We start from the raw sequence: 23,746 nt of genomic DNA, 5'->3' as shown, positions 1-23,746 counted from the left end.
CTCATTGGCACTAACCAAAGGAAAGCACTAACTTCTAGATAGTGCAACCTGTCGGTTAGCGCTGCCTTCGAGTACGCTTGAACACATGACCGTCACGCAGGAGAGCGCGGAGGAGCAGAACCTCCCCTACAACGTGTTCGCGAAGGCGTGCCCCTCGCGCGGCACCCTGGAGCACGTCACCGGCCGCTGGGGTTCGCTCACCCTCGGCGCGCTGCACGAGGGCTCGCTGCGCTTCAACGAACTGCGCCGCCGTGTCGACGGCGTGAGCGAGAAGATGCTGTCCCAGACGCTTCAGGCGCTGGAGCGCGACGGCCTGGTGCACCGCGAGGCCCAGCCGACGAACCCGCCCCGCGTGGACTACGAACTGACGCCGCTGGGCCGCGAGGTGGCGACCCGTCTGCTGGACCTCATCCACTGTGTGGAGGGCCGGATGGACGACGTACTTCAGGCCCGCGAGCGTTACGACGACACGCGCGGCGCCCGCTGACACCTCGGGCAGAAGTAGCTGGAGCGGTTCATCCACGGGCGGCGGCGCATGGGCGTCGCACACCGTCCGCAGGGCAGGCCCTCCCGGCCGTACGCGTCCAGGGAGCGGTCGAAGTAGCCCGACTCGCCGTTCACGTTGACGTAGAGGCTGTCGAAACTGGTGCCGCCCACGGCGAGGGCCGCGTTCATCACGTCACGGACGTGACCGAGGAGTTCCGCGGTACGGGGGCGGGTGAAGGTGCTGGTGGGACGCTCGTAGTGCAGACGGGCGCGCCACAGCGCCTCGTCCGCGTAGATGTTGCCGACGCCGCTGATCAGCGACTGGTCCAGCAGGGCCCGCTTGATGGTGGTCCGCTTCCGGCGCAGCGCCTGGTGGAAGGCCTCGTCGTCGAACAGCGGGTCGAGGGGGTCGCGGGCGATGTGCGCGATGACGTCCGGCAGGCCGTCGGGGGTGGTGTCGTGCAGCGAGAGGCCGCCGAAGGTGCGCTGGTCGACGAAGCGGAGTTCGGTGCCGAGCGCGTCGGCGAAGCGGACGCGGATCCTGAGGTGCTTCTCGTCCGGCGCGGTGTCCGGCTGCACCAGCAGCTGACCGCTCATCCCGAGGTGCGCGAGGATCGCCTGCCGGGTGTCCTCCAGCGGCAGCCACAGATACTTCCCGCGGCGGCTGGGCGTGCCCACGCGATGCCCCTTGAGCCGGTGCGCGAAGTCGTCGGCGCCGGCCAGGTGGCGGCGCACGGCACGCGGGTGCAGCACCTCGGCGTCGGCGACGGCACGGTGGGCGACCCACCGCTCCAGGCCACGTCGTACGACCTCGACCTCGGGCAACTCGGGCATCGGAACCTCTGTGGAAAGCCGGTGATGAGCGAAGCGCCCGCCCCTGGCCGGGGCGGGCGCTCAGCTGTTTCTGCATGTCAGGCGGAAGCGGATGCCTCGTCGTCGGCGCCCGCGTCGATGTCGACGGCGTCGGCCGTCGCCTTGGCGCGCTCGTCCGCCGCGGCCCGGATGGACCGCCACGCGGACTCGGCTGCCTGCTGCTCCGCTTCCTTCTTGCTGCGGCCGGTGCCGGTGCCGTACGAGACGCCTCCGACGCGGGCGGCAGCAGTGAAGGTCTTCTCGTGGTCGGGGCCGGTCTCCGTGACCAGGTACTCGGGCACGCCGAGTCCCTCCGTCGCGGTGAGCTCCTGGAGGCTGGTCTTCCAGTCCAGGCCGGCTCCGAGGTTGGAGGACTTCTCGATCAGCGGGTCGAAGAGCCGGTGCACCAGCTCGGACGCCGCATCGAGGCCCTGATCGAGATAGACCGCGCCGATCACCGCTTCCAGGGTGTCGGCAAGGATGGACGCCTTGTCCCGGCCGCCCGTGCCCTCTTCACCGCGGCCGAGCCGGATGAAGGAACCAAGGTCGAGACCGCGGCCCACTTCCGCGAGCGCACGCGAGTTCACCACCGCGGCCCGCAGCTTGGCCAGCTGGCCTTCAGGCAGGTCGGGGTGGGTGCGGTACAGCGTGTCCGTGACGACGAGGCCGAGGACGGAGTCACCGAGGAACTCCAGCCGCTCGTTCGTCGGCAGACCGCCGTTCTCGTACGCGTAGGAACGGTGGGTCAGTGCTCGCACCAGAAGGGCGGACTCGAGCTTGTAGCCGAGCCGCCCTTCCAGAAGCGTGTGGGACGAGGCCGTGTTGTCCGCCGGACGACCCGCGCGTTGACGGGACGTGCCTTCCTTCGGATCAGACATCACACCTCTCACCAGCCGCTCAGACCTCGAGGACCTGGCGCTTGTTGTAGGTGCCGCAAGACGGGCACGCGATGTGCTGCTGCTTGGGCTCGTGGCAGCGCTCACACGCAACCAGGGTGGGGACCGCAGCCTTCCACTGCGACCGGCGGTGGCGCGTGTTGCTGCGCGACATCTTCCGCTTCGGAACAGCCACGGCTACTTCTCCTGCTTCTCGTCGACGCCCGCTTCCGCGTCAGCGCCGCTCATCTCGTCCTTCTCGCCGTCCTTCGTGGATCCGGCGAGTCCCTGCAAAGCCGCCCAACGGATGTCGACGGCGTCATGATGGTGGTCCGGGTCGTCCGCGAGCCGCACTCCGCACTCGGAGCACAGGCCCGGACAGTCTTCCTGGCACACCGGCTGCATCGGCAGTGCGAGCACCACCGCATCGCGCAGCAGAGGCTCGAGGTCGAAAAGTCCGTCCTCGAGGAAGAACCTGTCCTCGTCGTCCTCGGCGTCGTCGCCCGGTTCCGCGATCACACGGCCCCGGTCGTCGGCGTCAGGGTACGTGAACAGTTCCTGGAAGTCCGCTTCGAGCTCCAGCTCGACCGGCTCCAGACACCTTACGCACTCCCCCTCGGCCGTGGCACGGGCGGTGCCCGTGACGAGCACCCCTTCCATGACCGACTCGAGCCGGAGTTCGAGCTCGACCGGGGCGCCTTCCGGCACTCCGATGACTCCCTGGACACCGAAGTCCTTGGGGGCGTCGATCGTGCGGGTCAGCCGCTGTAGGGCACCAGGACGCCGCCCCAGCTCGTGTGTGTCGAACACGAGGGGGTTGCGGTGGTCGAGGCGCGCGTTGGAGGCCATTCCTGCTTTCGATCTTCGAGCTCAGAGGGACGCCGCCCGGATGATGTCGCCGGGGCAGCGTTGATCGCGGACGTGCACGCGACCGAAGAGCCAGGATACTGGACCTTTCGCTGACAGCCCAATCGGGGCCTTCGCTACAGGCCGCGCTCCTGCTCGTACGCCCGCAACTGCTCGGCGCTGATCATGCTGGTGTCGAAGAGACTGGTCTCGTCGAGGGCGTAGCCCTGCTGGGACTGCTGGACCTGGTGGGGCTGCTGGGCCTGGTGGGGCTGCTGGGCATGCTGCACGGCGTTCGGGTCGTAGCCGGCGTGCTGGTCGTAGCCGCCCTGGTAGGCATAGGGGTCGGCCTGCTGGTAGCCGTACGGGTCCTGCTGGCCGTAGCCGTGCTGCTGCGGGAAACCGCCGTACGGGTCGGGCTGCTGCTGGTATCCGTAGGCCGGCTGCTGCTCGTACGGGGCCTGCTGGGGCTGCTGCGGCTGCTGTTGCTGCTGTTGTTGCGCCGGCTGTTCGGCCTGGGCGTCCTGCTCGGCGAGGGCCGCGAGGTCGGCGAGGTAGTCGGCGTCGCTGGAATGCTGCCGGGTGCTGGAGTCGTCGGCGAGGGCGCCGAGGTCGTCCGTGGCGATACGGCCGTGCAGCTTCTGGCGGCCGCGGCCGACGGCCTCCAGGGTCTTGGCGAGGACCGCCTCGAAGGCGCCGAGCTTGGCGTCCACGTAGGCGTCGGCGTCGCGGCGCAGGGTCTCCGGGTCGTGGCTGCGCTCGGGGGCGTCCTCGTCCTCGTAGCCGTCCTCGTCGAGGCCGGGGCCGGTGCCGAGCAGCTTCTCGCGGCCACGGCCGACCGAGCCGAGGGTCTTGGTCAGGACGACCTCGAAGTTGGCGAGCTTGGAGTCGACGTAGTCGTCGGCGTCGGCGCGGACCTCCTCGGCCTCCTTGCGGGCCTCGGTCAGGATCCGGTCCGCCTCGGTCTGGGAGCGGCGGGCGACCTCCGTGTCGGAGATCAGGGAGCCGCGCTCGACGTGCGCGCTCTCGATGATCCGCTCGGCCTCCTGGTGGGCCTGCTGGACCATCTGCTCGCGGTCGCCGATCAGCTCCTGGGCCTGGGCGAGGGAGCCGGGCAGGGCCTGGCGCACCTCTTCGAGCAGCGCGAGCAGCTCGGCGCGGTTGAGCACGCAGGAGGCCGACATGGGCATGGACCGGGCGCCGGAGACCGCCGTGACGATCTCGTCGAGCTTGTTCTGGACGTCCACCTTTGCTCGCCACTCTCTACAGCTGTGTTGGAGACGGACGGGACGACTGTACGGCCCCTGGGTGGCGGTCCGACACCGGGTGACGGGTTGTCAGCCCGTCAGTCCTTGCCGAGGCGTTCGCGGAGGGCTTCCAGGACCACCGGCGGCACCAGGTGGGAGACGTCTCCGCCCCAGGTCGCGACCTCTTTGACGAGGGAGGAGGAGAGGAAGCTGTAGGTGGGGTTGGTCGGCACGAAGAGGGTCTCGACGCCCGACAGGCCGTTGTTCATCTGGGCCATCTGCAACTCGTAGTCGAAGTCGCTGACGGCGCGCAGGCCCTTGACGATGGCGGGGATGTCGCGCTCTTTGCAGTAGTCGACGAGGAGACCGTGGAAGGCCTCGACGATCACGTTTCCGTACTCGGCGGTGACCTGGCGGATCAGGTCGATCCGCTCGTCGATCTCGAACAGGCCCTTCTTGGCCTTGTTGATCATCACCGCGACGTAGACCTCGTCGTAGAGGCGGGAGGCGCGGGAGATGATGTCGAGGTGTCCGTTGGTGATCGGGTCGAACGACCCGGGACAGACGGCGCGGCGCACTAGTGATCCCTCGCTCTCCGGTCCGGTCATCGTGCGTCTTCGCACGTAGAGGCGGCGCGACCGTACCAAAACGTTCCCTCGCCGTAGCGACGGGCCCGGATCGCCTCGAAGCCGTCCGGCCACCGGAATTCGCCACCTCTGGTGCTGCGCTCCACGGTGACGAGGGCAGCCGCCGCGAGCCACCCCTGCGAGCGGAGTGTGAGCAGAATCTCGCGAAGATCGTGGTCGGAGACGGCGTACGGCGGGTCGAGGAAGACCAGGTCGTACGGCTCCGCGGGCGCCGCGGACTGGATGATCTGTTCCGCTTTGCCCGCCCGGACCTCGGCGCCCGGCAGGCCGAGGTTCTTCACGTTCTCCCGGACCGTGCGGGCCGCCCGCGCGTCGGACTCGACGAGGAGGGTGTGGCCCGCACCGCGGGAGAGGGCCTCCAGTCCGACGGCACCGGAGCCGGCGTACAGGTCCAGGACGCGTTCGCCGTCCAGGGCGCCGCCGAGCAGGGACTGCCAGGTGGAGAAGAGGCCCTCGCGTGCGCGGTCCGACGTGGGGCGGGTGCCGTTCCCTGGCGGGACGGCCAGGCGGCGTCCGCCGGCTGCGCCGGCGATCACGCGGGTCATCTCGGGTCCTTGTCGGTGTGCGCGGATGGTGGCCGCTCCAGTCTGTCAGCCCTTCTCCAGGTACTGCTCCCTCTCGTCGTCGAGCAGGGCGTCCAGCGCCGTGCGCAGGGCCGGCAGCCGCTCCAGCTCCGGGTCGGCCGCGACGACCGCCGCCGCCTCCGCGCGGGCCTCGGCGATGATCTCCTCGTCCTCGATGACGGCGAGGACCCGCAGGCTGGAGCGGGCGCCGGACTGGGCCTGGCCGAGGACGTCGCCCTCGCGGCGCTGTTCGAGGTCGATGCGGGACAGCTCGAAGCCGTCGAGGGTGGCGGCGACGGCGTTCAGCCGCTGGCGGGCGGCGCTCGCCTCGGGCATCTCGCTGACCAGCAGGCACAGTCCGGGCGCCGAGCCACGGCCCACGCGGCCGCGCAGCTGGTGGAGTTGGGACACGCCGAACCGGTCGGCGTCCATGATCACCATCGCGGTGGCGTTCGGGACGTTGACGCCGACCTCGATGACGGTCGTGGCGACGAGGACGTCGGCCTCCCCGGCGGCGAAGCGGCGCATCACCGCGTCCTTGTCGTCGGGATGCATCCTGCCGTGCAGGACCTCGACCCTGAGGCCCTTCAAGGGGCCCTTCGCCAGTTGCTCGGCCACGTCGAGGACGGCGAGCGGGGGCCGCTTCTCGGCCTCGTCCTCCGGGGACTTGTTCTTCCCGGCCTTCTTAGGGTCGTCCTCCTCGTCCCCGATGCGCGGGCAGACCACGTACGCCTGATGGCCGCCCGCCACCTCCTCGCGCACCCGCTCCCACGCGCGGGCCAGGAAGTGCGGCTTGTCGGCGGCCGGGACGACATGGCTGGCGATCGGCGAGCGGCCGGCCGGGAGCTGGTCGAGGACGGAGGTCTCCAGGTCGCCGAAGACGGTCATGGCGACCGTGCGCGGGATCGGTGTGGCGGTCATGACGAGCAGGTGCGGTGGCTGCTTTCCCTTGCCGCGCAGGGCGTCACGCTGTTCGACGCCGAAGCGGTGCTGTTCGTCGACCACGACCAGTCCGAGGTCGTGGAACTGCACCTTGTCCTCGATCAGCGCGTGCGTGCCGATGACGATCCCGGCCTCCGCGGTGGCGAGGTCGAGCAGCGCCTGGCGGCGGGCGGCGGCCCCCATCGAGCCGGTGAGCAGCACCACCTTCGTGGCGTGCTCGGCGCCGCCCAGCATGCCGCCCTCGGCGAGCTCGCCCATCATCTCGGTGACCGACCGGTGGTGCTGCTGGGCTAGGACCTCGGTGGGCGCGAGCATGGCGGCCTGGCCGCCGGCGTCGACGACGGCGAGCATGGCGCGCAGGGCGACGAGGGTCTTGCCGGAGCCGACCTCGCCCTGGAGCAGCCGGTGCATCGGGTGTTCGGTGGCGAGGTCGTCGAAGATGTCCCGGGAGACCTTCAGCTGGCCGTCGGTGAGGGTGAAGGGCAGGCGGTCGTCGAAGGCGGTCAGCAGGCCGTCGGGCAGCGGCTTGCGGGCGACCGCCGGGAGCTGGGCGTCGGCGTGCCGGCGGCGGGCCAGGGCGACCTGGAGGACGAAGGCCTCGTCCCACTTGAGGCGGGCGCGGGCGTCGGCGATGTCGGCCTTGGTGTGCGGACGGTGGATCTTCAGCAGGGCCTCGGGGAGGGAGACCAGCCCGCGGCCGTCCCGGAGCGGGTCGGGCAGCGGGTCCAGGGCTTCCTGGGCGGCGGGAAGCACCGTCTGGACCGCCTTGCCGATCTTCCAGGACTCCAGTTTGGCGGTGGCCGGGTACATGGGGATGAGGGCCCCGGCCCAGGTCTCGACCGCCTCCTCGCCGTCTCCCTTCAGCAACTCGTACGCCGGATGGGCCAGTTGGAGCCGCCGGTTGAACACGGACACCTTGCCCGCGAACATCGCGCGCGTGCCCGGCAGCAGCTCCTTGTGGGGCTTGTGAACGCCGGCGCCGAAGAAGACGAGTTGGAGCCGGCCGCTGCCGTCCGTGATCGTCACCTCCAGACGCTGGCCCTTGCCGCGCGGGGCCTTGGCGGAGGCGAAGCTGTGCAGGCGGGCGTCGGCCACCTGGGCGACCACCGTGACGTGCTCGTCCATGGGGAGGTCGGCGAGATGGGTGAGCTGGCCCCGCTCCTCGTATCTGCGCGGGTAGTGGTGCAGCAGGTCGCCGACGGTGTGCAGGCCGAGGTGCTCGGCCATCACCTTCGCGGTGGCGGGGCCGAGCACTGACTTCAGCGGCTGTTTCAGTGGTTCTTCCAGTGCGGGCACGAGATCCATTGCACACCACGGCACTGACAATGCTGTATACGTCTCGGGAAAGTCCTGGTCAGCCGGGCTGTTCGGCCTCTAGGATGGCGCGTTCCGGCCATCCCCCCGCGGTCACCTCCCCAAACAAGGGACCGCCCGACCCCCGCGCCGTCGCGAAGTCCCCCCACCGGCGGCGCTGCGACGATGGACTCCCAGACCCCACAGTCATCCCAGGCATCACAGTCACCTCATACGTTCCAGGTCGACCTGCGTGGTTTGGTGGACCTGCTCTCCCATCACCTCTATTCCAGCCCCAAGGTCTACCTGCGCGAGCTGTTGCAGAACGCGGTGGACGCCATCACCGCCCGGCGCGCCGAGCAGCCCGACGCCCCTGCGCGGGTGCGGCTGTACACGGACTCCCGGGACGGCGCCGCCCTGCGGGTGGAGGACACCGGCGTCGGGCTCACCGAGTCGGACGTGCACAGTCTGCTGGCGACCATCGGCCGCAGCTCCAAGCGCGCCGAGGGGTTGCAGGAGGCCCGCTCCGACTTCCTCGGCCAGTTCGGCATCGGCCTGCTGGCCTGTTTCGTGGTCGCCGAACGCATCCGGGTGGTCAGCCGCAGCGCCCGTACACCCGACGCCCCGCCCGTGGAGTGGACGGCGAGCGACGACGGCTCCTACACCGTGCGCACGCTGCCCGACGAGGCCCGGCCCGAGCCGGGCACCACCGTGCATCTGATCGCACGGGCCGGCGCCGGGGAGTGGCTCACGCCCGAGCGCGTCCTGACGCTGGCACGGGACTTCGGCTCGCTGCTGCCCTACGACGTCCGGGTGGGCGACGAGGCGGTCACCGATCTGCCCGCGCCCTGGGACCGCGCCCACCCCTCCCCCGCCACCCGCCGGGTGGCCCTGGCCCGGCACTGCCACGAGACGTTCGGGTTCACCCCGCTGGACTCGATCGAGCTGGACGTGCCGCTGGCCGGGATCCGCGGGGTGGCGTACGTGCTGCCGTCCGCGGTCAGCCCCGCCCAGCGCGCGACCCACCGCGTGCACCTGAAGGGCATGCTGCTGACCGAGCGGGCCGAACAGCTGCTGCCGGACTGGGCGTTCTTCGTGCGCTGCGTCCTGGACACCGACAGCCTCAGGCCCACGGCCTCGCGCGAGTCGCTGTACGAGGACGAGACGCTGGCCGCCGTACGGGAAGCTCTGGGCGAAAGGATTCGGTCCTGGCTGACCGCCCTGGCGGCGGGCGATCCGGAACGGCTGGCGGCCTTCCTGTCGGTGCACCACCTGGGCGTGAAGTCCCTCGCCCGGCACGACAAGGACATGCTGCGCACCATGCTGCCGTGGCTGCCGTTCGAGACGACCGACGGGCAGCTGTCCCTGGAGGAGTTCGCGCAGCGCCACCCCGTGGTGCACTTCACGCGCACGGTCGAGGAGTACCGGCAGGTCGCGCCGATCGCCTCCGCGCAGGGCGTCGGCGTGGTCAACGGCGGTTACACCTACGACAGCGAACTGATCGAGGCGCTGCCCTCGGTGCGCCCCGGGACGGTGGTCGCCGAGCTGGACGCGGACACCGTGACCGCCCACCTGGACTCGGTCGACCCGGCGGAGGAGCTGGCCCTGACCGGCTTCCTGGCCGCGGCGCGGGCGAAACTCGACCCGCTGGGGTGCGACGTCGTCCTGCGGGCCTTCCATCCCCTCTCGGTGCCCGCGCTGCACCTGGACGACCGGGCCGCCCGGCACGAGCAGGCCCGCGCGGAGGCCGAGGCCCAGGCCGACGACCTGTGGGCGGGCATCCTCGGCTCGCTGCGCGGCAGCGCCCCCCGCGCGCGGCTGGTGCTCAACCACCTCAATCCGCTGATCCGGCGGATCGCTTCCCTGAAGGATCCCGAGCTGATCGGCACCGCCACCGAGTCGCTGTACGGGCAGGCGCTGCTGATGGCGCAGCGGCCGCTGAGGCCCGCGGACTCCGCGCTGCTCAACCGCGCGTTCATCGGCCTCCTGGAATGGGCCACACACGGGGAGGACGGTCACCGATGACCGGGATCACGGACTTCGACGCACTGCGCCGGGCGATGGCGGAGAACTCCGAGCAGCCGGAGGGCCCCGCCCGCAACGCGCGCGCGGAGCAGTTGCTCGCCGAGGCGGAGAAACTGAACATCCCGCTCGCGGTGATCGAGGCGCTCGGGCACCAGCTGAAGGTCTACAACTACAGCTCCGAGAAGGACAAGATGTTCGTCCCGTTCGCGCGGCTGCTGCGCGTCTGGGACGAGCGGCCCGAGGACTTCGACGAGTACGAGACGCACTCGCTGCACTGGGTCTTCAAGTGGGTGTCGGCCGGCATGCTCGACCAGCCGCACGTGCCGCTGGCCTCCATCGAGAAGTGGCTCGGCGAGATGGAGCACCGCTACCGGCTGGCCGGACACTCCGAACGGGCCGTGCGCAGCGCCGAGTTCAGCGTCGCCGCGCACACCGGGGACCTGGACCGTGCCGAACGGGCGTACGCGGCCTGGCTGGCCGCCGACCGGGACCGGATGGCCGACTGCCACGCCTGTGAGTTGCACGGGCAGGGCACGTGGCAGATCAAGCGCGGCCGGGACACCGAGGCGCTCGAACTGTGGCGGCCGGTCCTGGAGGGCGAGTACAGCTGCGCCCACGAGCCGCACAGCGTCCTCGCCTCCTCCCTCACGCCGCTGCTCAGGCTGGGCCGCGTGGACGAGGCGCGCGCCCACCACCTGCGCGGTTTCCGGCTGGTGCGGCCGATGGAGAGCATGCGCGGCGCGTACGCGGACCATGTGGAGTTCTGCGCGCTCACCGGCAACGAGGCTCGCGGCCTGGAGCTGCTCGCCGAGCGGCCGGCCTACTTCACCGACACCGGGCATCCGCGCAGCCGCCTGGACTTCATGTCCGTGGTGGCACTGCTCATGGACCGCCTGACCGAGCTGGGGCTCGGCGGGCAGCAGGTCCCGGGCCCGGCCGGGCAGGCGTGGACCGCGCGGGAACTCGCCGCCCACGCGCGCGCGGAGGCCCTCGGTCTGGCCGGACGGTTCGACCTGCGCAACGGCACCACGTACGTCGGTGACCGGACACGTGAGCGCATGGCGCAGCGCCCGCTGGTGGAGCGGCTGCCGCTCGGGGTGCGCACCGCTGCCGCGCCGGCGGCCGGGACCGGTGGGGCCCGCCCGGTCGTGCCGGTCCCCCCGGTCACGGCCGCGGGCCCGGACGGGCCGGACCTGCCCGCGCTGCTGGCCGAGGCCCGGCGGCTGTCGGACTCCCTCCAGCCGGACGCCCTGGAGGCGTGGGCGGCGGTCTCCAGCGCCGCCGAGGGCGCCGAGCTCGCGGCACGGGACCGCGCGGAGATCGTCGATCACGAGGCGATGGGCCGGGGTCCCGAGGGCGCCGAGCTGTTCGAGCGGGCCGCCGAGTTGTACGCGGAGGCGGACGACGCCGGGGAGGCGCTGGCGGCACGCGCGCGTGCGGCCTACGCACGGGCCCTGTCGGGGCAGGTCGACGAGGCGCTCGCGGCGGTCGCCGAGCCGTACGACCGGGTCCTCGCCCTCTACGCCGAGGACGCTACCGGCGTGCGGCAGGCGGCGTCGGTGCTGATGAGCCGGGCGCGGATCCTGATGCGCCGGCTGCACGAGGACCCGCAGGGCGCGGGGGAGGCCGTCGGACGGGCGGTCCGGGAGCTGCTGGCGCTCGTCGACGGACATGTCGGGGGCGACGTGCGGCTGGCGTCCCGGGCGGCCGAGGCGCGGGCGATGCTGGCGGAGCTAGCGGAGCACTCGGGGGACATCGAGACGGCCGCGAACCTCTTCCGGCGGGCCACGAGGCAGTTCGTGGAGGCGGGCCTGCCCTGGTTCGCGGTGGAGTACGAGGTCCGGGTGGCCGCCTTCGCCCACGCGCAGGGCGACATGGCGGAGGCCGAGCGGGCGCTGCGGGCGGCCCTGGCGCACGGCGGGCCCCATGTGGAGGCGGTCGGGCGGGCCCAGCTGCACCTCCAGCTCGCGGAGGTGGTCGGCGGCCGGGACGAGGTGCGCGAGGCGGCGGAGCACGCCCTGGAGGCGGCGCACTGGGCCGACGAGGCAGGTGAGAGTGCCACGCTCGGCGCCTGGGCGCGGCACCAGCTGGGCGGCTTCCTGCTGCGGCAGGGGCGGTGCGCGGAGGCCGCCGAGGTGCTGGAGTCGGCGCTGGCCGATCTGGCCGCCGAGACGCACGGCGACGGCGCGGTCGTGCAGACGCGGTGGTGGCTCGGGGACTGCCTGAGCGAGCTGGGTGAGCACCGGGAGGCCGCCGAGCACCGGCTCAAGGCCGCCGAGATCGCCCGGCACTGGCCCGAGCAGCAGGACCACGCCACCCTCGCCCACCTCGCCGCCGAGTCCCTCGGGCAGGCCGGGCTGCCCGCCGACGCCGACCGGGCCTACGCGCGCGCGGGCGACCTGTGGCGCTCCCTGGGCAACGTCCACGGCCTCGTCCGCAGCCTGCGCGCCCGCGCGTGGCTGGCGCTGCGCGCCGAGGCCGGACTCGACGGGGCGCGGGAGCTGATGGGGGACGCGGTCAGGGCGTGCGAACAGGCGCTGGCGTCGGCCGACGACGCGGAGGCCGTGGAGCGGCTCACCGCCGAACTCGGTCACACCCACCGGCAGTACGGCGACCTGCTGGCCCGCTCGGTGTCCCAGGACGCCGGGGACACCGCGGTCCAGGCCTCGTTCGAGGACGCGCTGGCCCAGATGGCGCGGGCGGTCGAGGCGTTCGCCTCGCTCGGCGCGGAGGCCCTGCACAGCCGTACCGGCGCGGAGCTGGCCGCGGGCTGGCTGGAGGCGGACCTGAGCCGCCCCGCGGACGCGGCGGCACGCGCGCGTGCGGTGCTGGCGGCGTACGACGGGGTCGGCGACACGGGCTACCCGGATGACACGGACGACACCGTGCGGGCCCGGCGGACGGAGGCGGAGCAGCTGCTGGACCTGCTCACTCCACCCCGATGAGCAGCGGCGCCCCCTGCCGCCCGCCCCGGTACACGACCGTGTCGACGGCCAGGTACATCTCCCGCACGCGTGCCTGAAGGTGCTCGGCGACGGTCTCCGGTGCCTCGTCGCCGAGCACGAGGGTGACCAGTTCACCGCCGGCCTGGAGCATGCGGTCCAGGACGGCCTCGGCGGTGGCGGTGACGTCCGAGCCGATCACCGCCACGTCGCCGTCGATGAGCCCCAGCACGTCACCGGGCTGGCAGATGCCGGCCATGGTCCAGAACTCGTGCTCGGCGACGACGACCTCGGCGTACCGGGTGGCGCCCGCCGCCGAGGTCATCTGGACGACGTCCTCGTCGAAGCGGCGGTCGGGCTCGTGCACCGCCAGCGCGGCGATCCCCTGGACCGCCGAGCGGGTCGGGATGAGGGCGACGCGGACCCCCTCCGTGCGGACCTGCTCGGCCGCCGCGGCCGCCGTGTGGCGCAGCTCGGCGTCGTTGGGCAGCAGCACGACCTCGCGCGCGTGGGCGCGGCGCACGGCCTGGACGATCTCCCCGCTGGCGGGCGACTCCCCGGGGCGGGCGAGCACGGTGGTCGCGCCGGCCTCGGCGTACAGCCCGGCCAGGCCCTCGCCGGGCACGACGGCCACGACCGCGCGCTGGGCCCGCTCCCTGGGGGGCGGTTCGGCGCCGGTGTGCACGTCCCCGAGCCCGAAGTGGGTGATCCGGATCCGGTGGGGCCGTCCGGCTTCGACACCGGCCTCCACGGCGGCGCCCGCGTCGTCGACGTGCACGTGCACGTTCCACAGCCCGTCGCCGCCGACGACGACGAGGGAGTCCCCGAGCCGGTCGAGCCGCTTCCGCAGCCGGTCCACGGCCGCGTCCTCGGCCTCCAGCAGGTAGATCACCTCGAAGGCGGGACCGCCGTCCTCGGTGCAACCCGTCCCCTTCGCGTGCCCCACGTCCGTCCCGGCGAGCATCCCGGCCGCTCCGGCGGGCCGCACGCGCGCGTACGGCAGCTCCGTGACGGGCGCTCCCGGTGCCTCCCCCGTGAACGTCTCCACCAGCGCCCCCAGGACCGCCACCAGCCCGCGCCCACCGGCGTCCACCACCCCGGCCCGCTCCAGCACGGCCAGCTGCCCCGGAGTCGCCGCCAGAGCCGCGCGCGCGCCCTCGTAGGCCGCCCGCGCCACGCTCCCGCAGTCGCCCCCGGCCCCTTCGGCGGCGTCGGCGGCGGCCGAGGCGACCGACAGGACCGTGCCCTCCACGGGATGGGCCACCGCATGGCGGGCGGCGTCGGCGGCGTTCCGCAGCGCGAGCCGCAGCCCCTTCCCGTCGGTGTGAGGTGCCTCACCGTCGGCGGCGAGCACCTGCGCCATACCGCGCAGCAGCTGCGCGAGGATCGTCCCGGAGTTGCCCCGCGCCCCGATGAGTGCCCCGTGCGCCATGGCGTGCATGGCGTCGGCCGACGACGGCCCCCGGCCGCCGCCCGGCTCCACCTCGTGCCCGGTGAACACGGCCTCCACCGCCGCCGCCGCGGACTCCAGGGTCAGGTACAGGTTCGTACCGGTGTCGCCGTCCGCCACCGGATACACGTTGATCGCGTCGATCTCCTCGCGCGAGCGGCCCAGCGCCCGCAGCGCCAGACCGCACCAGGTGCGCACCGCTAGAGCATCGAAGAATGTCTGCGGCACCTGCGCCACCTGCGCCTCCCTGAGCTGGCTGGACGTGGGAGGCAGCGTAGACCCCGGACGGGTGCCGACCGGAAGAGGGCCGGGAGCGGGCCCCTGAGCTGCCATGGTAGTTTCGTTGTACGGACGCAGTCGTTGTATGCTGCTCCGGTTGCCCGATCCCGATCGGGCCATTCCCCCTGGCAACGCCACTCAAGATCTAAGGTCTTATGATCTCGATCCCGGCATGCCGGGATCAACCGTAAGTGCATCTGAAGTCTTTGGAGTGACCCGTGGCTGCCAACTGCGACGTCTGCGGCAAGGGGCCGGGCTTCGGCAACAACATCTCGCACTCGCACCGCCGTACGTCCCGTCGCTGGAACCCGAACATCCAGCGTGTGCGTACCGTGGTCGGTGGGACGCCGAAGCGCGTGAACGCCTGCACCTCGTGCATCAAGGCCGGCAAGGTCTCGCGCTGACGCACTGCTGAGCGCGCGGCCACTGCTGGTTCGCTGCACAGAGCCGGTCCACCTCACGGTGGGCCGGCTTTTTGCCGTACCCGTACGTCACGTCCGGAAGCGCCAGCCGTGATCCACCGGCCCGATCCCCGCCCCCAGCGCGAACCCGGCCGCGATCGCCCCGGTGACGTACTCCTTCGCCTCCGCCGCGGCCTCCGGCACGGACAGCCCCTTCGCCAGCCCCGACGCGAGCGCCGAGGCGAGCGTGCAGCCCGTGCCGTGGGTGTGCCGGTTGTCGTACCGCGGGGCCCGCAGCCAGTGCTCCGCGGAGCCGTCGGTAAGAAGATCAACAGCCTGGCTCCCACCCGCCCGCCCTGCATCCCCAACCAGATGCCCGCCCTTGATCAGCACCCACCGCGGCCCGTACTCCAGTACGGCGACCGCGGCCCGGCGCAGATCACCTTCCGACTCGACCCGCACCCCCGTGAGTTGCGCCACCTCGTCCAGGTTGGGCGTGGCCACGGTCGCCACGGGCAGCAGCCGCCGCCGTACGGAATCCAGCGCGGAGGCCGCCAGCAGCGGGTCCCCGTGCTTGGAGACGCCCACCGGGTCCACGACCGCCGGCGCGTCCGTCCCGCCGAGCAATTCGGCGACCGCCTCGACCAGTTCGGCCGAGGCCAGCATGCCGGTCTTCACGGCCCGTACGCCGATGTCGTCGACGACACTGCGGTACTGGGCCCGTACGGCCGCCACCGGCAGCTCCCAGGCGCCCTGCACGCCGAGCGAGTTCTGCGCGGTGACCGCCGTGATCACGCTCATTCCGTGCACCCCGAGCGCGAGCATCGTCTTCAGGTCGGCCTGGATGCCCGCGCCTCCGCCCGAGTCCGAGCCCGCCACGGTCAGGACCCGGGGGATCATGACTCGATGTCCCCGAAGTGGTCCCAGCCGCCCTTGCTGGTCCACGGCGCCCCGTCGACCGTGACCTGGGGCAGCGCCGAGGGGTTGAGTACTTCGCCGATCACCTTCCACCGGGCCGGCAGCTTCACGTCCGGCGGGAACGTGGCCACGATCGCGTGGTCCTCTCCCCCGCTCAGCACCCACTGGAGCGGATCGACGCCGACGGCCTGCCCGATGTCGTTCATCTGCGAGGGGATGTCGATGGCGCCGGAGCGGATGTCGATACGGACCTTGCTGGCCTCCGCGATGTGCCCGAGGTCGGCGATCAGGCCGTCGCTCACGTCGCACATGGCGGTGGCGCCGAGCCCGGCGGCGGCCGGGCCCGCGTGGTACGGCGGCTCGGGGCGCCGGTGGGCCTCCACGAAGGCGCGCGGCGAGCGGAACCCGCGGGCGAGCACCGCGTATCCGGCCGCGGACCAGCCCAGCCAGCCGGTCACCGCGACGAGGTCGCCGGGCTGGGCGCCGGCCCGGGTCACCGGCTCCTGGTTGCGCAGATCGCCGAGCGCCGTGATCGACACCATGATCGTGTCGCCGCGCACCACGTCACCGCCGACCACGGAAGCGCCCGCGACCTGGCATTCGTCGCGCAGCCCGTCCATCAGCTCGCTCGGCCAGGTGACCGGGAGTTCGGCGGGCACGACCAGGCCGAGCAGCAGCGCGGTCGGTACGGCCCCCATGGCGGCGATGTCCGCGAGGTTCTGCGCGGCCGCCTTGCGGCCCACGTCGTACGCGGTGGACCAGTCGCGGCGGAAGTGCCGCCCCTCGAGGAGGATGTCGGTGCTCGCCACCACCCTGCGGTCGGGCGCGGCGACCACGGCGGCGTCGTCGCCGGGGCCGACCCGGACCGCCGGGGTGGTGGTGAGACGGGAGGTGAGCTCCCGGATGAGCCCGAACTCGCCCAGCTCACCCACAGTGCCCTTCATTACCCTTCAGCCCCTTCTGTGCCTGGCCGTACGCCTGTCCGTACCCGCTTGCGCGTCATCCTGGCCCCCCTGGAGTCCCGAACAAAATGGGCGCGTGACTTCATGGGCCGCGCGGGTCTCCCCGCGGCGACCGGCGACGCGATACCGTGGCGTTCCTTTTCCCCACATGATCCTCGTGGCCGCCCTGGAGGTTCCGTGGTACAGGCGTACATCCTGATCCAGACGGAGGTCGGCAAGGCGTCGACCGTCGCCGAGACGATCAGCAAGATCCCTGGAGTCATCCAGGCCGAGGACGTGACGGGCCCGTACGACGTCATCGTGCGCGCCCAGGCCGACACCGTGGACGACCTCGGCCGCATGGTGGTCGCGAAGGTCCAGCAAGTGGACGGCATCACCCGCACCCTGACCTGCCCGGTCGTGCATCTGTAGCCCCCGTCTACCCTTGGCCGGTGAACTTCTTCCGCCACCGGCTCACCGGCCTGCCCGCGCTCGCCCTGCTGATCGCCGTCGCGGGCTGCTCCTCAGCAGACGACGGCGCCACGGTGGCGGTTCCCAGCCCCGACGCGAAGACCGCGGGGCTGTGCCGGAACCTGCACAAGGTACTGCCGGAGAAGGTGGACGGCCGGAGCCGCCACGACCCCGGACCCCGGTCCGCCCTCACGGCGGGCTGGGGAAGCCCGGCGATCATACTGCGCTGCGGTGTCGAAAGGCCGCCCAAGATGATCGACCCCAAGGTGGCCAAGGGCGCCGACCCGGACGCGATCGGCGGCGGGGTCGACGGCGTCGACTGGCTGATGGAGAAGCAGGACGACGGGACGTACCGGTTCACCACCGCCAAGCGCGAGGCGTATGTGCAGGTGGCCCTGCCGAAGTCGGTGGGCCAGCAGGACAGTGCCAAGGTCCTCGTCGATCTGGCCGCCGCCATCAAGAAGGCGATCCCCACCGGGATCGCCTCCACCGTCTGACCGCGCGGCCGTCTGCGCGGGCGCCGTCTCCGGCGGCTACCGCAGTCCGGTCGACCGCCGCAGCGCCGCCTGCACCAGCCGGTCCACCAACTCGGGGTAGGAGATGCCGGTCGCCTGCCACATCTGCGGGTACATCGAGATGGGCGTGAAGCCGGGCATCGTGTTGATCTCGTTGATCACGAACTCGCCGTCCTCGGTGAGGAAGAAGTCCGCGCGGACCAGGCCCTCGCAGGACGCCGCCTCGAAGGCGTCCACCGCGAGGCGCCGCACCTCGGCGGTCTCCTCCTCGGTGAGCGGGGCGGGCACGATGCCGGGCGTGGAGTCGATGTACTTCGCCTCGAAGTCGTAGTACGCGTGCGCGTCCGGCGGCGGGATCTCCGCGGGCACGGAGGCGCGCGGCCCGTCCTCGAACTCCAGGACCCCGCACTCGATCTCGCGGCCCCGCAGCGTGGCCTCCACGAGGATCTTCGGGTCGTGCCGCTGGGCCTCGGCGACGGCCTCGTCGAGCCCGGCCAGATCGTCGACCTTGGTGATGCCGATCGACGAACCCGCGCGCGCGGGCTTCACGAACAGCGGCCAGCCGTGCTCGCCGGCGAAGTCGACGATCTTCTTCCGGGCCGCGGCACCCTTGTCCCCGTTCGGGGCGGACTGCTGCCACTCGCGGGGCCGGATCACCACGTACGGGCCCACCTTGAGCCCGAAGGAGGTGAACACCCGCTTCATGTACTCCTTGTCCTGGCCGACGGCCGAGGCGAGTACGCCCGAACCCACGTACGGGACGCCGGAGAGCTCCAGGAGGCCCTGGAGGGTGCCGTCCTCGCCGTAGGGGCCGTGCAGCACCGGGAAGACCACGTCGACCTCGCCGAGGGCCTTGGGCACCGAGCCCGGCTCGCTGTAGACGACCTCCCGGTTGGCGGGGTCGACGGGGAGCACCACGCCGCCCTCGCTGGACTCCGCGAGCTCGTCGACGCTGGGCGTGCGCCGGTCGGAGATGGCCATGCGCTCGGGCTCGTCGGCGGTGAGCGCCCAACGGCCGTCCCGGGTGATGCCGATCGGCAGGACGTCGTACTTCGTCCGGTCGATGGCCTTGAGGACGGCGCCCGCGGTGACCACGGAGATCCCGTGTTCGGAGCTGCGCCCGCCGAACACGACGGCCACGCGCGGCTTGCGGGACGGCTGCTCAGGGCTCTGGGGGAGGTTCTCGGTGCTCATATCGCGTTGAGAGTACCCGGTGGTAGGGCCCCGAGACAGCGTCGGCGGGCCGGGAAGAGCGCGGCGTCGCTCAGCGTCGTTCGGGCTTCGCGCTGCGCGACATCAGCTCCTTCAGGGCGACCACCGGCGGCTTGCCCTCGTGCACGATGCCGACGACCGTCTCGGTGAGCGGCATGTCGACGCCGTGCCGGCGGGCCAGATCCAGCACGGACTCGCAGGACTTGACGCCCTCCGCGGTCTGCTTGGTGACCGCGATGGTCTCCTGGAGGGTCATGCCCTTGCCGAGGTTGGTGCCGAAGGTGTGGTTGCGGGACAGCGGCGAGGAGCAGGTGGCCACCAGGTCGCCCAGGCCGGCGAGGCCGGAGAAGGTCAGCGGGTCGGCGCCCAGGGCCAGCCCGAGCCGGGTGGTCTCGGCGAGCCCGCGGGTGATGAGCGAGCCCTTGGCGTTGTCCCCCAGGCCCATCCCGTCGGCGATGCCGACCGCCAGGCCGATGACGTTCTTGACCGCGCCGCCGAGTTCGCAGCCCACCACGTCGGTGTTGGTGTAAGGGCGGAAGTACGGCGTGTGGCAGGCGGCCTGGAGCCGCCGCGCGACCGTCTCGTCGGTGCAGGCGACCACGGCCGCGGCGGGCATGCGGGCGGCGATCTCGCGGGCCAGGTTGGGCCCGGTGACCACGGCGACACGCTCCCGGCCGACCTTGGCGACGTCCTCGATGACCTCGCTCATCCGCATGGCGGAACCGAGTTCGACGCCCTTCATGAGGGAGACGAGGACGGTGCGGGGGGCGAGCAGCGGCGCCCACTCGGCGAGGTTGTCGCGCAGGGTCTGGGAGGGCACCGACAGGACCGTGAAGTCCGCGCCCGCGAGGGCCTCGGCCGCGTCCGTGGTGGCCCGCAGGTTCTCCGGGAGCTCCACGCCCGCCAGGTAGTCGGGGTTGGTCCGGGTGGAGTTGATGGCGTCCGCGACCTCGGCACGGCGGGCCCACAGCGTGACCTCGCAGCCGGCGTCGGCGAGCACCATCCCGAAGGCCGTGCCCCACGAACCGGCACTGAAGACCGCCGCCTTGACCGACTCGCTCACTTGGCGCTCTCCTCTTCCTGGCCGCTCTGCGCCCGCGTCCGGCGCCGCTGCTCGATCCGCTCACGCTGGGGGTCGTAGGGCGCCTGAGGGGCCTTCTCGCCGCGGATCTCCTCCAGCAGGCGGGTGATGGCCTCCATGATGACCTCGGTGGCCTCCTTCAGGAGGTCCGCGGTCATCTCCTTGTCGTAGAAGCGCGAGAGGTCCACCGGCTGGCCGGCCAGCACACGGTGGGTCTTGCGCGGCAGGAGGTGGGGCTTCTTGGCGTACGGCGGAAGCAGTTCGTTGCAGCCCCACTGGGCGACCGGAATGACCGGGCACTTGGTCTGGAGCGCCACACGCGCGGCGCCGGTCTTGCCGGTCATGGGCCAGCCGTTCGGGTCGCGGGTGAGGGTGCCCTCGGGGTAGAAGGCGACGCACTCACCACGCTCCACGGCGTCGATCGCGGCCCGGAAGGCGCTGAGCGCGTCGGTGGACTCGCGGTAGACGGGGATCTGGCCGGTGCCGCGCATCATGGCGCCGACGAATCCCTTCTTGAAAAGACCGCTCTTCGCCAGGAATCGCGGCACCCGTCCGGTGTTGTACTGATAGTGCGCATACGCGAAGGGATCCACATGGGAATTGTGGTTCACCGCGGTGATAAAACCACCCTCGGCCGGAATGTGCTCCATTCCACGCCAGTCCCGCTTGATCACAATCGCCAGGGGCGGTTTGCAGATCACCGCGGCGAAGCGGTACCAGAAGCCGATTCTGCGGCGGGGCACGCGGACACCTTCCTCTAGGGCCTCTAGGGCTGCCACCAGGGCCGGGGAGCCGCACAAGTGTCGCCCCAGACCGCCGGTCTGTCGAGGACACCGTACGCCCGCCCCCGTCCTCGGTGGGGCTTCGCACCCCCGCCGATACCCGGCGTGCGGCGAGCCCCGGGGGACAATGGGCGCAACGAGTAAGGGACGGTACGTCGGTGCAGTGGACCTTGGTCATACCCCTCAAGCCCCTTCATCGGGCCAAGAGCAGGCTGGCGGACACCGCTGCCGACGGGCTGCGCCCGGGGCTGGCCCTCGCGTTCGCCCAGGACACGGTGGCCGCCGCGCTCGCCTGTCCCGCGGTGGCGGATGTGGCAGTCGTCACCAGCGACGCCCTGGCCGGCCGTGAGCTGGCCGCGCTGGGCGCCCGCATCGTCCCCGACGAGCCGGGAAGCGGCCTGAACGCCGCCCTGAGGCACGCCGCCGCGGTCGTACGGGCATCGCGTCCGGAAAGCCCGCTCGCGGCCGTGAACGCCGATCTGCCGGCCCTGCGGCCGCTGGAATTGTCCCGGGTCCTGTCGGCGGCGGCGGAATTCCCCCGCGCTTTCCTCCCCGATGCGGCCGAAGTCGGCACCACCCTGCTGGCCGCAGCCGCCGACCGGGAATTGTGTCCGGCTTTCGGCCCCGATTCCCGCGCCCGGCACCGGGCGTCCGGCGCCGCGGAACTCCTGCTCGACGCGGTGGATTCGGTACGCCAGGACGTGGACACCGGCGAGGACCTGCGGGCGGCCCTGGCCCTCGGGGTGGGCCCGCGCACGGCGGCGGCGACCGCGCGGCTGCTGATTCCGGGGCAGTAGGCTGCCGGTATGCAGGCGACCGCGTACACGTACGACCCCGAGACCCGCAGCGGGCAGGTACTGCTCGACGACGGCACCCCGGTGGCCTTCGACGCACCGGCGTTCGACGCGGGCGGGCTGCGGCTGCTGCGGCCGGGGCAGCGGGTGCGGATCGAGACGGAGCCGGCGGCGAAGTCGCCGCAGGGCGCGGGAGCGGACCTGCGGATCACCCTGGTGACGCTCCAGACCTTCTGAGAACGCGCCGCGGGCCGGGCTCCCGAGGGGAGTCCGGCCCGGCGTGTGAGTGCCCTTCGCCCTTGCGCCTCAGCGGGCGGTGGCCTTCTTGGCGGTGGTCTTGCGCGCGGACGACTTCTTGGCCGGGGCCTTCTTGGCCGTGGCCTTCTTGGCCGGAGCGCTCTTGGCCGTGGTCTTCTTGGCGGCGGCCTTGGTGCCCGTCGTCTTCTTGGCGGCCGCGGCAGTGGTCTTGGCGGTCGCCTTCTTCGCGGTGGCCTTCTTGGCGGCGGCCGTGGTCTTCTTCGCGGCAGCCGTCGTCTTCCTCGCCGTGGTCTTCTTCGCCGCCGCCGCGGCCTTCTTGGCCGTGGTCTTCTTGGCGGCGGCCTTCTTCACCGTCGCGGCGGCACCGCCGGTCAGGCTGCCCTTCGGCGCCTTCTTGACGGACACCTCGCCGCCGCGCGGCAGCTTCTTCGAGCCGCTCACCAGGTCCTTGAAGCCCTGACCGGCACGGAAGCGCGGCACAGAGGTCTTCTTGACACGAACCCGCTCGCCCGTCTGCGGGTTGCGGGCGTAGCGGGCGGGGCGGTCCACCTTCTCGAAGGACCCGAAGCCGGTGACCGAGACCCGGTCTCCGCCGACCACCGCTCGGACGATGGCGTCCAGGACCGCGTCGACAGCCTCGGCGGCCTGCTGGCGGCCACCCATCTTGTCGGCAATCGCTTCTACGAGCTGCGCCTTGTTCACGTCTTCCCCTTCGGAGACATCGCCAGAACGAAAGTGTTCAAGCTTTTTCGCACGTTAGGCAGATATATACCGCAAATCAAACACGAAACGGGCTAATCACCCTTGTGCCGCAACGGACTCGGCGAGTTCTGATCTTGTTCAGCGGCCCTCTTCGGGGATGCGCCCCTCGTCGAGGTCCGCGATGAACCGATCGAGCCGCCTTGCCGCGTCGGCGAGATCGTGCTTGGCCGCGGCCGTAATGACCAGCAGCTTCCGGGTCAGCGCCATCCGTACGCCCTCCGGGACTTGCAGTGCGCGCACCCTTGAGTGCGCTTCTTTGAGTTGGCTCGCGACCGCCGCATAGAGCTCGAGTTGGCCGTCGTGTTCCATGCACAGATTGTGCCATCTGGGGCGAGTTGTCGCCTGCCCAGGGTGCAACTGCCGCCCAGGAAGGGCTTCCTGGCTCGCCCGGAGGTCGCGGTCCCACACGACGCGTACCCCGGCAACCACCTTCTTAACGCGGGAAGTTGACCACCGGATCGGAGCGGCGCGGGGCCGTTCGGGTGCAGAAAAGGCTGTACCCCCAATCGTGGTGATCGGGGGTACAGCCGGGGTGTTGCGGTGGCCGAAAGTCGACCTCTTCAGTTGGTTCAGACCTGAAGCGTCCGCGGCTTGTACGACGGGCGCTTGGTCTCGTACTCGGCGATGTCGGCCTCGTTCTGGAGCGTGATGGAGATGTCGTCCAGTCCGTTCAGCAGCCGCCAGCGGGAGTTCTCGTCCAGCTCGAAGGAGGCGGTGATGCCCGCGGCCCGCACCTCACGCGCCTCAAGGTCCACAGTGACCTCAGCAGTGGGGTCCTGCTCGGTCAGCTCCCACAGCGCGTCCACGACCTTCTGGTCCAGGACCACCGTGAGCAGCCCGTTCTTCAGCGAGTTGCCGCGGAAGATGTCGGCGAAACGGGAGGAGATCACCGTCTTGAAGCCGTAGTTCTGGAGCGCCCAGACGGCGTGCTCACGGGAGGAGCCGGTACCGAAGTCGGGGCCGGCCACGAGGACGGTCGCGCCCTGCCGCTCGGGGCGGTTGAGCACGAACTCCGGGTCCTTGCGCCAGGCCTCGAACAGCCCGTCCTCGAACCCGTCCCGGGTCACCTTCTTGAGCCAGTGAGCAGGGATGATCTGGTCGGTGTCGACGTTGCTGCGGCGCAGCGGGACGGCCCGGCCGGTGTGGGTGGTGAATGCTTCCATG

The 23,746-nt window shown here is 71.6% G+C and carries 25 protein-coding genes; 8 read left to right on the top strand and 17 right to left on the bottom strand.

All coding sequences use genetic code 11. The features are described 5' to 3' along the window. The first annotated feature begins 85 nt into the window (after positions 1-85). A complete protein-coding gene (locus ABZ915_RS35040; RefSeq protein WP_361811680.1) occupies positions 86-487 on the top strand; it encodes a helix-turn-helix domain-containing protein in 402 nt (133 codons plus the stop codon). Here the strand turns inward: ABZ915_RS35040 and mutM are convergent. The 8 genes from mutM to recG all read right to left on the bottom strand — a co-directional run bounded on the left by mutM (position 460) and on the right by recG (position 7,763). Continuing rightward, positions 460-1,320 carry a bifunctional DNA-formamidopyrimidine glycosylase/DNA-(apurinic or apyrimidinic site) lyase gene (gene mutM / locus ABZ915_RS35035; protein ID WP_361811677.1) on the bottom strand — a complete coding sequence of 287 codons (861 nt, stop codon included), beginning with the start codon at positions 1,318-1,320 and terminating at the stop codon, positions 460-462. The two genes, ABZ915_RS35040 and mutM, sit on opposite strands and share 28 nt — an antisense overlap. 77 nt (positions 1,321-1,397) lie before the next feature. Beyond that, positions 1,398-2,216 carry a ribonuclease III gene (gene rnc / locus ABZ915_RS35030; protein ID WP_361811674.1) on the bottom strand — a complete coding sequence of 273 codons (819 nt, stop codon included), beginning with the start codon at positions 2,214-2,216 and terminating at the stop codon, positions 1,398-1,400. 19 nt (positions 2,217-2,235) lie between these two features. Continuing rightward, positions 2,236-2,409 (bottom strand): 50S ribosomal protein L32, encoded by a 174-nt coding sequence (rpmF, locus tag ABZ915_RS35025; RefSeq protein ID WP_003951102.1) that lies wholly within the window; start codon positions 2,407-2,409, stop codon positions 2,236-2,238. A gap of 2 nt (positions 2,410-2,411) precedes the next feature. Next, on the bottom strand, positions 2,412-3,062 hold the full coding sequence (locus tag ABZ915_RS35020; protein ID WP_361811671.1) for a YceD family protein: 651 nt from the start codon (positions 3,060-3,062) through the stop codon (positions 2,412-2,414). A gap of 134 nt (positions 3,063-3,196) precedes the next feature. Continuing rightward, on the bottom strand, positions 3,197-4,306 hold the full coding sequence (locus tag ABZ915_RS35015) for an ATP synthase F0 subunit B (protein ID WP_361811668.1): 1,110 nt from the start codon (positions 4,304-4,306) through the stop codon (positions 3,197-3,199). A 98-nt stretch (positions 4,307-4,404) separates the two neighbouring features. Further along, the gene (gene coaD / locus ABZ915_RS35010) at positions 4,405-4,884 is read right to left on the bottom strand and encodes a pantetheine-phosphate adenylyltransferase (protein WP_361812028.1); all 480 of its coding nucleotides are present in this window, start codon (positions 4,882-4,884) and stop codon (positions 4,405-4,407) included. A 26-nt stretch (positions 4,885-4,910) separates the two neighbouring features. After that, positions 4,911-5,498 (bottom strand): 16S rRNA (guanine(966)-N(2))-methyltransferase RsmD, encoded by a 588-nt coding sequence (gene rsmD / locus ABZ915_RS35005; protein WP_361811665.1) that lies wholly within the window; start codon positions 5,496-5,498, stop codon positions 4,911-4,913. A gap of 45 nt (positions 5,499-5,543) precedes the next feature. Further along, a complete protein-coding gene (gene recG / locus ABZ915_RS35000) occupies positions 5,544-7,763 on the bottom strand; it encodes an ATP-dependent DNA helicase RecG (RefSeq protein WP_361811662.1) in 2,220 nt (739 codons plus the stop codon). Between the two features lie 174 nt (positions 7,764-7,937). Between recG and ABZ915_RS34995 the strand changes: the two genes are divergently transcribed. Beyond that, positions 7,938-9,776, top strand: coding sequence for an HSP90 family protein (locus ABZ915_RS34995; protein ID WP_361811659.1), 1,839 nt, complete (start codon positions 7,938-7,940; stop codon positions 9,774-9,776). After that, on the top strand, positions 9,773-12,721 hold the full coding sequence (locus ABZ915_RS34990; RefSeq protein WP_361811656.1) for a tetratricopeptide repeat protein: 2,949 nt from the start codon (positions 9,773-9,775) through the stop codon (positions 12,719-12,721). Before ABZ915_RS34995 ends, ABZ915_RS34990 begins: the two co-directional genes overlap by 4 nt. Here the strand turns inward: ABZ915_RS34990 and ABZ915_RS34985 are convergent. Beyond that, positions 12,705-14,405 (bottom strand): DAK2 domain-containing protein, encoded by a 1,701-nt coding sequence (locus ABZ915_RS34985; RefSeq protein WP_361811653.1) that lies wholly within the window; start codon positions 14,403-14,405, stop codon positions 12,705-12,707. The genes ABZ915_RS34990 and ABZ915_RS34985 overlap by 17 nt on opposite strands. Before the next feature lie 260 nt (positions 14,406-14,665). Here ABZ915_RS34985 and rpmB point away from each other — a divergent pair, with 260 nt between their 5' ends. Next, positions 14,666-14,851 carry a 50S ribosomal protein L28 gene (gene rpmB / locus ABZ915_RS34980; protein ID WP_003993230.1) on the top strand — a complete coding sequence of 62 codons (186 nt, stop codon included), beginning with the start codon at positions 14,666-14,668 and terminating at the stop codon, positions 14,849-14,851. A gap of 87 nt (positions 14,852-14,938) precedes the next feature. Here rpmB and thiD read toward each other — a convergent pair whose 3' ends face one another. Then, positions 14,939-15,748, bottom strand: coding sequence for a bifunctional hydroxymethylpyrimidine kinase/phosphomethylpyrimidine kinase (gene thiD / locus ABZ915_RS34975; RefSeq protein ID WP_361811650.1), 810 nt, complete (start codon positions 15,746-15,748; stop codon positions 14,939-14,941). Continuing rightward, positions 15,745-16,710 carry a thiamine-phosphate kinase gene (locus tag ABZ915_RS34970; RefSeq protein WP_361811647.1) on the bottom strand — a complete coding sequence of 322 codons (966 nt, stop codon included), beginning with the start codon at positions 16,708-16,710 and terminating at the stop codon, positions 15,745-15,747. The genes thiD and ABZ915_RS34970 overlap by 4 nt, the downstream gene beginning before the upstream one ends. Positions 16,711-16,905: 195 nt before the next feature. Here ABZ915_RS34970 and ABZ915_RS34965 point away from each other — a divergent pair, with 195 nt between their 5' ends. Both ABZ915_RS34965 and ABZ915_RS34960 read left to right on the top strand, forming a co-directional pair. After that, positions 16,906-17,139, top strand: a complete 234-nt coding sequence (locus tag ABZ915_RS34965) for an Lrp/AsnC ligand binding domain-containing protein (RefSeq protein WP_003997603.1) — start codon at positions 16,906-16,908, stop codon at positions 17,137-17,139. Positions 17,140-17,159: 20 nt separating this feature from the next. Continuing rightward, a complete protein-coding gene (locus tag ABZ915_RS34960) occupies positions 17,160-17,675 on the top strand; it encodes a DUF3515 domain-containing protein (RefSeq protein ID WP_361811644.1) in 516 nt (171 codons plus the stop codon). 36 nt (positions 17,676-17,711) lie between these two features. On the opposite strand, the gene ABZ915_RS34955 is transcribed toward ABZ915_RS34960, so the two are convergent. The 3 genes from ABZ915_RS34955 to ABZ915_RS34945 form a co-directional block, all read right to left on the bottom strand. Further along, the gene (locus ABZ915_RS34955) at positions 17,712-18,887 is read right to left on the bottom strand and encodes a D-alanine--D-alanine ligase family protein (protein WP_361811641.1); all 1,176 of its coding nucleotides are present in this window, start codon (positions 18,885-18,887) and stop codon (positions 17,712-17,714) included. A gap of 70 nt (positions 18,888-18,957) precedes the next feature. Beyond that, positions 18,958-19,968: an NAD(P)H-dependent glycerol-3-phosphate dehydrogenase gene (locus ABZ915_RS34950; protein ID WP_361811638.1), complete on the bottom strand. Its 1,011-nt coding sequence runs from the start codon at positions 19,966-19,968 to the stop codon at positions 18,958-18,960. Beyond that, on the bottom strand, positions 19,965-20,729 hold the full coding sequence (locus ABZ915_RS34945) for a lysophospholipid acyltransferase family protein (RefSeq protein ID WP_361811635.1): 765 nt from the start codon (positions 20,727-20,729) through the stop codon (positions 19,965-19,967). The genes ABZ915_RS34950 and ABZ915_RS34945 overlap by 4 nt, the downstream gene beginning before the upstream one ends. 197 nt (positions 20,730-20,926) lie before the next feature. Between ABZ915_RS34945 and cofC the strand changes: the two genes are divergently transcribed. Further along, positions 20,927-21,565: a 2-phospho-L-lactate guanylyltransferase gene (cofC, locus tag ABZ915_RS34940; protein WP_361811632.1), complete on the top strand. Its 639-nt coding sequence runs from the start codon at positions 20,927-20,929 to the stop codon at positions 21,563-21,565. Between the two features lie 9 nt (positions 21,566-21,574). After that, the gene (locus ABZ915_RS34935) at positions 21,575-21,799 is read left to right on the top strand and encodes a hypothetical protein (RefSeq protein WP_361811629.1); all 225 of its coding nucleotides are present in this window, start codon (positions 21,575-21,577) and stop codon (positions 21,797-21,799) included. A gap of 69 nt (positions 21,800-21,868) precedes the next feature. On the opposite strand, the gene ABZ915_RS34930 is transcribed toward ABZ915_RS34935, so the two are convergent. The 3 genes from ABZ915_RS34930 to leuD all read right to left on the bottom strand — a co-directional run bounded on the left by ABZ915_RS34930 (position 21,869) and on the right by leuD (position 23,745). Continuing rightward, positions 21,869-22,522 (bottom strand): HU family DNA-binding protein, encoded by a 654-nt coding sequence (locus tag ABZ915_RS34930; protein ID WP_361811627.1) that lies wholly within the window; start codon positions 22,520-22,522, stop codon positions 21,869-21,871. A gap of 138 nt (positions 22,523-22,660) precedes the next feature. Then, on the bottom strand, positions 22,661-22,891 hold the full coding sequence (locus tag ABZ915_RS34925; RefSeq protein ID WP_361811624.1) for a hypothetical protein: 231 nt from the start codon (positions 22,889-22,891) through the stop codon (positions 22,661-22,663). Positions 22,892-23,151: 260 nt separating this feature from the next. Beyond that, entirely contained in the window at positions 23,152-23,745 is a 594-nt protein-coding gene (leuD, locus tag ABZ915_RS34920; RefSeq protein ID WP_361811621.1) for a 3-isopropylmalate dehydratase small subunit, read from the bottom strand. Between the last annotated feature and the right edge of the window lies 1 nt (position 23,746).

It is taken from the genome of Streptomyces sp. NPDC046915, from assembly GCF_040644935.1.
Classification (GTDB): Bacteria; Actinomycetota; Actinomycetes; order Streptomycetales; family Streptomycetaceae; genus Streptomyces.
This window is presented reverse-complemented; position numbering and strand designations above follow the sequence as displayed.

Excerpts from the sequence above, each read along its gene's own strand:
- ABZ915_RS35040 (WP_361811680.1), top strand. The coding sequence starts at position 86 with ATGACCGTCACGCAGGAGAGCGCGGAGGAGCAGAACCTCCCCTACAAC.
- mutM (WP_361811677.1), bottom strand. The coding sequence starts at position 1,320 with ATGCCCGAGTTGCCCGAGGTCGAGGTCGTACGACGTGGCCTGGAGCGG.
- rnc (WP_361811674.1), bottom strand. The coding sequence starts at position 2,216 with ATGTCTGATCCGAAGGAAGGCACGTCCCGTCAACGCGCGGGTCGTCCG.
- ABZ915_RS35020 (WP_361811671.1), bottom strand. The coding sequence starts at position 3,062 with ATGGCCTCCAACGCGCGCCTCGACCACCGCAACCCCCTCGTGTTCGAC.
- rsmD (WP_361811665.1), bottom strand. The coding sequence starts at position 5,498 with ATGACCCGCGTGATCGCCGGCGCAGCCGGCGGACGCCGCCTGGCCGTC.
- recG (WP_361811662.1), bottom strand. The coding sequence starts at position 7,763 with ATGGATCTCGTGCCCGCACTGGAAGAACCACTGAAACAGCCGCTGAAG.
- ABZ915_RS34995 (WP_361811659.1), top strand. The coding sequence starts at position 7,938 with ATGGACTCCCAGACCCCACAGTCATCCCAGGCATCACAGTCACCTCAT.
- ABZ915_RS34990 (WP_361811656.1), top strand. The coding sequence starts at position 9,773 with ATGACCGGGATCACGGACTTCGACGCACTGCGCCGGGCGATGGCGGAG.
- thiD (WP_361811650.1), bottom strand. The coding sequence starts at position 15,748 with ATGATCCCCCGGGTCCTGACCGTGGCGGGCTCGGACTCGGGCGGAGGC.
- ABZ915_RS34970 (WP_361811647.1), bottom strand. The coding sequence starts at position 16,710 with ATGAAGGGCACTGTGGGTGAGCTGGGCGAGTTCGGGCTCATCCGGGAG.
- ABZ915_RS34955 (WP_361811641.1), bottom strand. The coding sequence starts at position 18,887 with ATGAGCACCGAGAACCTCCCCCAGAGCCCTGAGCAGCCGTCCCGCAAG.
- ABZ915_RS34935 (WP_361811629.1), top strand. The coding sequence starts at position 21,575 with ATGCAGGCGACCGCGTACACGTACGACCCCGAGACCCGCAGCGGGCAG.
- ABZ915_RS34925 (WP_361811624.1), bottom strand. The coding sequence starts at position 22,891 with ATGGAACACGACGGCCAACTCGAGCTCTATGCGGCGGTCGCGAGCCAA.
- leuD (WP_361811621.1), bottom strand. The coding sequence starts at position 23,745 with ATGGAAGCATTCACCACCCACACCGGCCGGGCCGTCCCGCTGCGCCGC.